7 protein-coding genes and 1 pseudogene are annotated in these 11,019 nt (G+C 37.4%); 3 read left to right on the top strand and 5 right to left on the bottom strand.

The features are described 5' to 3' along the window. From QZ562_RS16380 to QZ562_RS16395, 4 genes and pseudogenes are all read right to left on the bottom strand, one after another. Nucleotides 1-268: pseudogene (locus tag QZ562_RS16380) on the bottom strand (hypothetical protein); the annotation flags it as partial. Then, complete coding sequence (locus tag QZ562_RS16385) at nt 265-1,866, bottom strand: BCCT family transporter (RefSeq protein WP_293762448.1); 1,602 nt, start codon at nt 1,864-1,866, stop codon at nt 265-267. The gene QZ562_RS16385 and the pseudogene QZ562_RS16380, both read right to left, overlap by 4 nt. 29 nt (nt 1,867-1,895) lie before the next feature. Then, complete coding sequence (locus QZ562_RS16390) at nt 1,896-2,885, bottom strand: membrane dipeptidase (protein WP_293762451.1); 990 nt, start codon at nt 2,883-2,885, stop codon at nt 1,896-1,898. Between the two features lie 29 nt (nt 2,886-2,914). After that, nucleotides 2,915-4,360 carry an aldehyde dehydrogenase family protein gene (locus QZ562_RS16395; RefSeq protein WP_293762454.1) on the bottom strand — a complete coding sequence of 482 codons (1,446 nt, stop codon included), beginning with the start codon at nt 4,358-4,360 and terminating at the stop codon, nt 2,915-2,917. Between the two features lie 279 nt (nt 4,361-4,639). Between QZ562_RS16395 and QZ562_RS16400 the strand changes: the two genes are divergently transcribed. The 3 genes from QZ562_RS16400 (at nt 4,640) to QZ562_RS16410 (ending at nt 9,487) form a co-directional block, all read left to right on the top strand. Continuing rightward, nucleotides 4,640-5,566, top strand: a complete 927-nt coding sequence (locus QZ562_RS16400; protein ID WP_293762472.1) for a LysR family transcriptional regulator — start codon at nt 4,640-4,642, stop codon at nt 5,564-5,566. A 736-nt stretch (nt 5,567-6,302) separates the two neighbouring features. Beyond that, on the top strand, nt 6,303-7,376 hold the full coding sequence (locus QZ562_RS16405; RefSeq protein WP_293762457.1) for a ParB/Srx family N-terminal domain-containing protein: 1,074 nt from the start codon (nt 6,303-6,305) through the stop codon (nt 7,374-7,376). A 1,088-nt stretch (nt 7,377-8,464) separates the two neighbouring features. Then, entirely contained in the window at nt 8,465-9,487 is a 1,023-nt protein-coding gene (locus tag QZ562_RS16410; RefSeq protein ID WP_293762460.1) for a sodium:calcium antiporter, read from the top strand. A gap of 168 nt (nt 9,488-9,655) precedes the next feature. Here the strand turns inward: QZ562_RS16410 and acnA are convergent. Next, the coding region (gene acnA / locus QZ562_RS16415; RefSeq protein ID WP_293762465.1) for an aconitate hydratase AcnA at nt 9,656-11,019 on the bottom strand (1,364 nt) is incomplete at its 5' end.

Consider the following 11,019-nt stretch of genomic DNA (forward strand, 5'->3'; position numbering starts at 1 on the left):
CATCGTCACTGATAAAAGTGGAAAATAGTACAAAGCTGTAAGTGTTATGTTTTGCTTGAACGGTATACACCACCGTTCCATAACCACACTCATCCAATTCAAACACAGTTGGTTTAATCACCCAATGCTCAGACATGATTTTACGTACCAATGTTCGCATAAAACTTAACCGCGATTGGTGCAAACTACCCAATCTTTTTAGATTCATGACTTGTTCTGGTGGCCGCATTGGCAGTGCGCTTTCAAGTAAATTATTAGTAATTGTCATAATGACTTATTTCCCACACTGACATTTTTTGAGTTCGACAATAAGCCCTGCTGCTTAGCTAATTGTCTAGCCATCATGGGAGCGTTCCATAAAGAAGGTAATAAAATCAAAGATACCGGTACTGCAGTTATCACAATAAAAGACTGCAATGCCGCAATCCCACCTGAGCCAATAGACACCAAAATAACGGCAACCACACCCATCATTACACACCAAAATACACGTAATATAGTGGGGGGATTATCGTTACCAACCATTACCATAGAAATTGTGTAGGTCATGGAATCAGTGGTTGTAATGACGAAAAGAGTGGTAAGTATCAAGAATAATACTGAGATAATGACGCCCATTGGTAACTGTTGGGTCATCGCTAATAATGCCGCGGGCATATTAAACCCAGAAAAGGAATCTGCAATACTTCCGGGATTAGTCAACTCAAAAAATATTCCTGAACCACCAACAATCGTGAACCAAAATGTTGTGACGATAGGAGCAAAGACAGAAACACAAATAACTATTTCTCTGATAGTTCGGCCTTTTGAGATTTTACTAATGAACATGGCCATTAATGGACCATAACCTAAAAACCAACCCCAAAAGAAAACAGTCCAGGTGCTCAACCATTGGGTATCATCACGAAACACAGCCATCGGAATAAATTCTTTTAAATGAATAATTGAGGCTTGAAAATAATTCTCAACAATAAACGATGTAGGGCCAAAACAAAAAATAAAGACCATTAAAAATAGAGCAATTAAAATATTTAATTTACTTAGCAGTTGAATTCCACGGTTTATTCCCGACACAGCTGAAATAGTAGCAATACCTACCAAGCCTAAAATAATAATAAGATGCATACGATAATCATTTGCTGTACCTAACAGCTCTGACAAACCATAACCCACCTGTAATCCCGTAAAACCGATAGGTCCAATTGTTCCAGCAACGACTGAAATAACGCAACAAGCATCAACTGCAGAGCCGATCCAACCGTGTATGACTTTTTCACCGAATATAGGATAAAGTAATGTGCGTGGTCGAAGTGGCAGGCCCTTATCATAGTGCAAATACATAAGCACCGTTGTTGTTAAACTACCTAAAATTGCCCATGCCAAAAAGCCCCAATGTAAAAAAGATTGTGCTAAAGCGACATGAACTGGATTAGCATCAGTTTCAAAAAGAGGAGGCATGGATATATAATGTGCAATTGGCTCTGCAGCGGCAAAAAATACGCCGCCACCAGCAAGTAGCGTACACATGATCATACTAAGCCATTTAAATGCTCCAATTTCAGGTTTATCTGTGCCACCTAATCGAGCTGAGCCATAAGGGGAGAGAGCCATAATCAAACCAATAATAAAGGTAGCTAACAGCAACAGCTGCCAATAAGCACCAAAATATTGGGCTGACCATACAAAACCAATACCAACGTATTTGGATAACGTCTCAATACTAACCAGAGAAATAATCACAAACATGATCAAAAAACCGCCACTCAGTATGAACGTCAACCAATCTACCTGCGATAAGCCAACCTTACTGACTCCACTTTCGATTGGAATAAGTTTTTTAACCGTTTTCATTTTTGATTTAAACATAATAATTGGCTCTCAATATTTTATTAAAACTACCTTACCGGCCCAAACGAATAATCAAAAAATTTCAGCCAATTACCCCCCATCACTTTATTGACATCGACTTCTTTAAAACCAACCTTTCGCAAACCATCGGCAACATTAAATATGTCTTCAGCACCTTTGAACCAACTTGGTTGTTTTGGCCACTCTTTATTCTTGGCCGAACCCTCACCATAATCTGCTGAAAAGGTCCATCGGCCGCTTCTCATCCATTCGAGCTTACTGTAATCCCAGTTCTCGCATAAATCAGAACCTAAGGCAACTTGATCGATGCTCAGGATATCGACTGTTTTTGCAATCATTTGGCAAAATTCATCAAGCGTACAATTAGAACCATTTTTCAAATGAAATGGGTACATACTGAAACCTAAAATACCTCCAGAGTCACCTAAAGCTCTAAGAACCTTATCAGACTTATTGCGAAGAGCATCATGAAAAAAGCTAGGGTTAGCATGAGTGATAGCAATAGGGCGTTCAGATAATTCGATAGCTTCTAATGTTGACTGCTCAGCAGAATGTGACATGTCGATAACCATACCGACTCGATTCATCTCTTTAATTGCCTGTTTACCAAAGCGTGTGATGCCTGAATCTTTATCTTCGTAACAGCCCGTTGCAAGCAAGCTTTGATTATTGTAAGACAACTGCATAATTCTTACGCCAAGCTTGTGCAATGTTTCAATATTGGCGATGCTATCTTCAATAGGTGAGCAATTCTGAAAACCAAAAACGATACCTACTTTATTCTGACGTTTTGCCTCCAAAATATCTTCAGCTGTAAGGGCATGCACAATAAGATCGTCAAATTCCCGAAAGTGCTGATTCCATTGATTAATGTTATCAATAACTTCGCTGAAATTTTCCCAATAGGCTATGGTAACATGCACCGCATTTATACCGCTATCTCGGGTTTTTTCAAACGTTTTTTTATCCCAGTTTATATACTGAAGACCATCAATAATTACATTGTTAGCTTGCATTATATCTCTCTTGTGTAACTAAGGTCATATTAATAAGGTTTGCTATAAACTGTTTTAACAACAGTGTAAAACTCTTCTGCATATTTACCTTGCTCACGAGAGCCATAACTAGAAGACTTTCTGCCACCGAATGGCACATGGTAATCAGTGCCCGCTGTTGGCAAGTTCACCATCACACAACCTGACTTTGAGTAACGTTTAAAATGTGCTGAACGTGCCAAAGATTGAGTGATAATTCCTGATGTTAAACCAAATTCTGTGTCATTAGACATAGCTAAAGCATGATCATAGTCATCAGCTTTAATAACGCAGGCTACAGGGCCAAAAATTTCTTCACGATTAATTGTCATATCGTTAGTTGTATCTTTAAACAACGTGGGGGCAATGTAATATCCCTTAGGTTTTAAATCTAAAGCTTCTCCACCTTGAACTAATATTGCTCCATCAGATTTAGCCGTCTCAATGTAGTCTAAAACCTGTTTATATTGTTTTTCATCGACGACTGAACCAATTTGTATGCCTTCAGCCAAGGGATTGCCCACTTTCAACTTTTTCATTGCAACAATCATCATCTCGATGAACTTATCATGCACACCCTTTTCAACAATCAGCCGAGAGGAAGCAGTACATTTCTGTCCTGTTCCAAAAAAAGCACCGTTAATGGCACATTGAACAGCCACATCAAGATCAGCATCATTCAATACAACCAAAGCATTTTTACTACCCATTTCTAACTGTATCTTGGCCATGTTTTTTATAGCATTGCTTGCTATACGGCGGCCAACAGGAACTGAACCGGTGAAAGTAACCGCGTCTATATCCTTGGAGGTACTTATTGCCTCACCAACCTCTCGCCCAGGTCCCATAACTAAATTAAAGACACCTTTTGGTAAACCAGAACGGCTAATAATTTCTGCTAATATCCAGGCACTTGCAGGGACGAGCTCTGCTGGCTTTAATACAACTGTATTACCAAATGCTAATGCCGGTGCGAGTTTCCAAGCAGCCACTGCCATGGGGAAATTCCATGGTGTGATAATGCCAATGACACCTAAAGGTTCGCGTCGTACTTCCACGTCAACTCCAGGTCGAACAGAATCTGCAATTTCACCCATCTGGCGTAATGTTTCCGCTGCGTAATACTGAAAAAACTGGCCAGAACGGAAAACTTCACCCTTACCTTCAGCTATCGTCTTTCCTTCTTCTCTTGCTAGGATCCGGCCTATTTCAGCACTACGTTCAATTAATTCAGCGCCAATCATATCAAGTATTTTTTTACGCTGTTCCAAACCTGACTCGCTCCACGCTGGCGCGGCTTCTTTGGCAGCGGTGACTGCTTTTTCGCACTCTGCCGCATCAGCTTGAGCATATAAACCGATTATATCCTCTAAATCAGAAGGGCTGGAATTGGTAATATAGACTTTGCTATCTATCCATTCACCATTAATAAAATTGGAGTGTTTTTTATCTTTCATGTCATAAGTCCATAGGTAAAAATTAATTAAAGTCTCTATCCTTCAGCATAGATTCCTTATCAGCACAAAGGCGTTTATTTTCAATGATTAATGCCCTCACCGTTCATTTACTAAAACAATAGGAACTCTCATGCTTGAATTTCAACGCAACTAGTTTAATAAGTCCAATCAAATAATCATATAGATTAATCAGTTAAGCTAATATATATTTATGTAAATATGTGCGAATAAAACATCGAAGGTTTCAACATCAAATATCATAATATTACCTTAAATCATCTGAAAACATTTATTGTGGTCGCACGTTATGGCAGCTTTAACCAAGCAGCTGAAAACCTTTCACGTACTCAACCGGCTGTTACATTATCCATAAAGCAATTAGAAGCTTATCTTAATTTAAAGCTTTTTGAACGAACCACAAGGAGTGTGACTTTAACAAAGGATGGAAAAAACTTTTTGCCTGTCGCCAATCGATTAGTACTAGATTTTGACATAGCTATATCCGATATGGCTGGAGTATCAGAATGTCGTAGTGGTCATGTTAGTATTGCTGTTGTCGCCTCCATCGCGACAAACATCTTACCTAATATTATTAAAGCCTTTACTATGAAGTATCCTAATATCAGCATACATTTGTATGATGATAATTCCAAAGGAGTACAGCAACGTATTGAATTTAATGAAGTAGATTTTGGTATTGGCAGTATATGGCATGCCAACAAAAAACTTAATTTTTTACCTTTCCTAAATGACACCTACGAAATGGTCTGCAATAAAGAGCATCCATTGGCAAAAAGCGGTTCTGTCATAGGTTGGCAACAATTGCAGGGTTATGATTTTATAGGATCTGGGCTGACTCAAACTCTAAAAATGCAACAGTTTATCGGTAACCCCAAATATGAGTTCTCCAATACAACAACATTAATTGCGATGCTAAAAGCTAATATAGGTATTACGGTTCTCCCATCACTTGCGATCCCAGATGATCCTAACCTTGTTTCTTTTCCATTAGAAAATCCGACAGAAAAACGAAATATTTGTCTGATTACACGCCAAAAGACGATCCAATCTCCAGCTGCTGAGGCGATGATTAATATGCTTTCGCAAGAGACACCAAAACTGCTTGAAGGGGGTATATTCAAATCTAATATTCAATGTTTATTTGAAAAAAACAAATTATTGTCGGGTGCTATCGAATCCCATTGAAAATTTATCCTTATTGTCATGCATATACTAGTGATAATGTTAATCTCAAAGTACAAGAAGACTTGATTTAGCGGCACTCAAGCAAAGTGATTTTTTGTAAATCCTAGTTCATGTCTCATGTTAAGTTGGAATTTATTTGACCTTTATTGACATAAAGTCTTTTTAAAAGTATGCCCTAACCAATTGTGTATCAAAGTACAATTCAACAAGACTAATTTAATAATATTGGTTCTTGAGATCAACCTGACTATTGCATTTTTAAAAAGTATTTCTCACACGTGAGACACTACTGATTAAAGTGAGCTATATTCTAAGAAAGCGTATGATTTTATTACACATTTAATACTCGTGAGGCGTCATAGTTTATCAAGTTTTGAGAAGGCAGTTTACCCATTTAATAAAAAATTATGTGATAATTAAGATAGTTTAAATAACGAATCCAACCTATTCTTAGCATCGAAAAGACTCTAAATATTCTACCTATACTATGCAATTTCTTGCTGGTCTTTTAAACGTAATATCGCATTACAATTATTCAATAATGACCTTAAATTACCCTACAATACTCGCTTCAGGTTTATGTATACTAAAGTATAATTTACATGAACTATTATCTGCATATATAGTTATTAATATGATCAAAGGTTTAATATATTCCATCTACATTAAGATTTCCGTATCTTGAATTGAAAAATTTATTTAAATTGACTTTCGAATCAATTAACTAGGAGTATCTTTGTCAAATTTAAACTTAACTCAAAGACTGATTTCAGGCCTAGGAGAAGAGAAAGAAACTATGATATTCAACGACACGTTTAGTTATAAAGTGTTGTTTATAAATCATGTGAGGCCTGACAAAACTAACTTTAGATATTTTCCATCGATAATTATTGATGATGAACACGCAGACTTATTTATAAAACGTCTCCTCACTAAACGCCAGTTAATTGATATATACAGGGGTGAAGGACATGTATTAGTGGGTAAATCATGCTTTATTAATTGTCTAAAATATGATTCTCCAGAGTGGCGAAAAATTAATAAAAATATCAATTCTATTACTGAATTGGCGAATAACATTGCGGTGTCTGACCTTATTCAAGCACCTACAATTTTTCCATTAGAAAACAACATGTATCAGGTGTTAACAGGGCATAGACGTTTTTTTGCTTTGATTTATACAAAAGGCAATCATGCTCCTATTCAGTTCAAGGTCTATGAGCAGGCTCCGTTATTACAAAAAATCAAACAGTTTCAAGAAAACTCAAGCAGAGAAGACTTGCCTCAATATGGCAAGCTCGGTGCATTTAATGCCGCCAAAATTGAAATTGATGCTTTATCACTTGCGAATAAGCAATTAGGTCGTAACAAAATATCAGTGAGGGAAGCGGTATCAATCATGGGTATATCTATGGGCGCTTACGACAATTATAACGTTCTCACACGCTACAATTGTGTATTAGAAGCCTATGAAAATGGGTTGAGTTTTCCATTTTTAAAAACTAAGAAAATAGTTCTCCAAACCGAACAGGCTTATAAAGCTGAGTTTAATAAATCATTGTTAAATGTGCTCGATAAACGAGCGATAGAACTGAAAATTCAATCCCTTTTATCTGGTAATAAACTGGAAATACCAGTTAATGAAGTGTTCAAATTTAAAAAGATCCAGTCGCGTCAAACTGTCAAAAAGTTATTAACATCGAACCTACAAAATCTAGATATGGGTATTGATTGGGATAAAATTGATTGGGAAGAGCCTTCCCAGGTGTCTATAATAATGGATACAGTTATCGATTTTCTAGAGCAGTAATTTAAAAAATACGTAATGGTTCATTATCCATATATATCACTTATTAAATTTTTTAAGATTTGTTATTTTTTCGAATAATTGATGAACATGCTTAATGCGGCCTTTCAAATCCTCAATTTAAAAAAGGTGGTTCGAACTGTTCTTAGTGCAATGCCTTGGTATTTTATTCATCCGAATATGAAACCTTTAGTATTAAAATTTCATGGGTAAAGAGTAGATAGTTGGAAATAACGCGTGATAATAGTTAAGTAGACACAAATAAGCATTAAAAGCGCATTAAAAAAGGTCACAGACTAGGGTTTTAATTGACATCCCTTTGCTGGTTGAACCGTTTGGCGAATCATTACAACACAAACATTATGATGACTGATTAAAAATAAGAGTCACATGAAATTCTAAAGCGTTTACCTCAAAAATATGTCTTTGTATCGATAGCCTATCAACTTAAAAGAAGTCAAGTTTGCTTGATATCTAAAATGAGCTAATGCCGGTAAATATAAATTATTATTCGCACGAATACGCGAGTTAACTATGATGTAATTATAATTTAGTTATATACACTAAAATTAATTTTCGATAATAAAAATCAATTTTCACAATACAATGCTTGATTAAAGAACTAAAAGACAAGATACAAATATCTGAAAATCAATACTCTACTGTCAATCATTTAAAGCAGGTTAGACGCTCAATCGCCAATGCTATTAAGTTTCGGCTCTAAGTTGGCAATATTCTAGGTTTATTGTTGGTGATAGCAAAGGTCTATCTTTAGATCAATTAAAAAATAATAAACCTTAACTAATAGGGTCTAAGATGACGATTAAAATAAACATACTGTCACAGCGTCTATTACTTCAAAACATCCATAACAAATAGTGAAATGAAATCAGTAAAGAAATGATTAGCACATCAAACTATGCGAAATATGATCACATTAACTTCGCTAAACTCAACAACTATCCTGACACAGGGGGCCATCATAAAGTGACTTGAAAATGCTCCTTTAAAAGAATAAATTAGATAAATAATAATAATGCAGGCATAGGTTATGTTGATAACCGGCTGAAACAATTATAAAAAGGACATTTGTGCTAGCTGAACTCACATACATATTTTTTATCGTAGCTGTTGCAACCATCATAATTTGGAAGGCTTGCAACTACTTGGAAGAAGCTTGTCACGATCTAGCTATTTGTTACGGTCTTCCAGACTCAGTAAAAGGCTCCACGGTGATGGCAATCAGTTCGAGCTTTCCAGAATTGGTCACTATAGTTCTAGCAACAGGTATTCATGGCGACTTTGAACTGGGGCTAGCTACCATTATTGGTTCAGCGGTATTTAATATTCTGGTCATTCCTGGAACATCGGTACTGTTTCGTCCTGGTTCGCTTCACGCAGGGCGTGAAGTGCTATATCGTGAAGCTCAATTTTACCTAATCAGTGTATTGATAGTCATGGTAACCCTATCATTTTCAGTTATTTACCAACCATCTACAGTAGATCCATATAATGGGACGCTAACCGGTTCGCTGATGATCTTACCCCTGTTATTTTATGTTTTATACATCTACATTCAATATCAAGAAGTGCGCGACCACAAACCTGAAGAAGTTGAACAACAACAATCTACAGCACTCAAAAGCTGGAGCAAACTGGTTATTTCAGTGTTAATGGTTACCATCGGGGTGGAGATGCTGATCAGAATGGTTATCAAACTCGGTGGGATATTCAGTACTCCGAGTTATTTTTGGGGCGCGACCATATTAGCCGCAGCAACCAGCATCCCTGATCTCTTTGTTAGTGTCAAAGCGGCTCAACGTAAACTCAGTTCGGCAAGTTTAACCAACGCTTTTGGCAGTAATATTTTCGACTTGTTGGTTGTATTGCCCGTTGGTGTCATCATTGCTGGGGCAGTAGGCTTTAACTACCCTCGAATTATTCCTATGATGATGTTTTTAGTATTTGCTACGGTGGCTTTCATAATAATGGCACGCAGTAAGTCCGAGTTGACTAACAATAACGGCAAGGTTCTGCTGTTGCTATATCTCGGGTTTATTATCTGGATGGGAACAGAGTACATCGGTATCGGTGGCGCCATCACTGTTAGTTGAAATGATTCAATCGGCAGTAGCAAGTTAAGTCATAAAATACATGAAATATAAAGATATATAAATAAAACATATGGATGGTGACTTGAATCAGTAACCTTTCACCATTCATATCATGCTTTAAAAATTATCGAAGAAAGTGACAATATGATTTTAGTGCCGAGTACTTTCTTAGAGTAGCGAGCGGATCACATATTGCAAAATTCCCCCGTGTCGAAAATACTCAAACTCATTGGGTGTATCAATTCGGATATCTGTATCGAAACTGAATTTAGTGTCATCATCTCTAGTTACATGAACCTTGGCCTGCTTTTGTTTAGCTCCAACGGCTTCGATAGAAAACTGCTCTGTACCATTTAATTTAAAAGTATGCGCCCCCTCCCCTGAAATAAACTGTAAAGGTAAAATACCCATACCTATTAGATTGGAACGATGAATACGTTCATACGTTTCTGCTATTACCGCCTTTACACCTAATAATAGCGGACCTTTTGCAGCCCAGTCTCGAGAGCTGCCCGTTCCGTATTCTTTGCCAGCAATAACAATAGTAGCCACGTTATCAGCAATATATTGCTGAGCGGCTGCAAAAACCGTCATTTGCTCACCGCCGGGTTGTTTTCGAGTGAAACCACCTTCTGTTCCGGGCGCTAACTCATTACGCAGCCTGATGTTTGCAAACGTACCACGCATCATAACTTCATGATTGCCACGGCGTGAACCATAGGAGTTAAAGTCTTTTGGGTTGACGTCGTTAGCCCTCAAATACTCAGCTGCAGGTGTGTCGTTACCAATTGCGCCAGCCGGGGAAATATGATCAGTAGTAACACTGTCAGCTAACTTTAATAAACAACGCGCGTTTTCAATTGTTTTGATAGGCTCAGGATTAACCCGCATATTGGTAAAAAAACTAGGTTTTTTTACGTAGCTGCTGTCAGGCCAATTATAAATGTCAGCATCGACCGTTTCTAAGTTTTGCCACACTTCATCACCTTCATAAATACTGCCATACTTATCGATAAACATCGTCTTATTGACCACTTCTGTGACTATTTTTTGTATGTTTTCTTGGCTTGGCCATAAATCTCTTAGATAAACAGGTTTACCATCACGACTTGTGCCGAGAGGTTCTTTGGTAATATCAATGTTCATATTACCGGCAATAGCATAAGCAACCACCAACGGTGGCGAGGCTAAGTAATTTGCCTTTACTTCAGAATGAATTCGACCTTCAAAATTACGGTTGCCTGATAACACCGAGGTGACAATTAACTTACCTTCTCTGATGGCATCAGAAATCGGTACTGGCAATGGGCCAGAATTACCAATACAAGTGGTACAACCATATCCGACTAAGTTGAAACCCATCTTATCAAGTTCTTTTGTTAAACCGGCTTTATTTAAATATTCTGTCACCCCCTGTGAGCCAGGCGCAAAACTTGTTTTCACCCAAGGCTTAACTGTAAGACCTAACTCATTGGCTTTTTGAGCAACTAATGCAGCAGCCACTAACACCGAGGGATTAGAGGTATTGGTAC

Source organism: uncultured Paraglaciecola sp. (assembly GCF_913058035.1).
Classification (GTDB): Bacteria; Pseudomonadota; Gammaproteobacteria; order Enterobacterales; family Alteromonadaceae; genus Paraglaciecola.

Excerpts from the sequence above, each read along its gene's own strand:
- QZ562_RS16395 (WP_293762454.1), bottom strand. The coding sequence starts at position 4,360 with ATGAAAGATAAAAAACACTCCAATTTTATTAATGGTGAATGGATAGAT.
- QZ562_RS16390 (WP_293762451.1), bottom strand. The coding sequence starts at position 2,885 with ATGCAAGCTAACAATGTAATTATTGATGGTCTTCAGTATATAAACTGG.
- QZ562_RS16385 (WP_293762448.1), bottom strand. The coding sequence starts at position 1,866 with ATGTTTAAATCAAAAATGAAAACGGTTAAAAAACTTATTCCAATCGAA.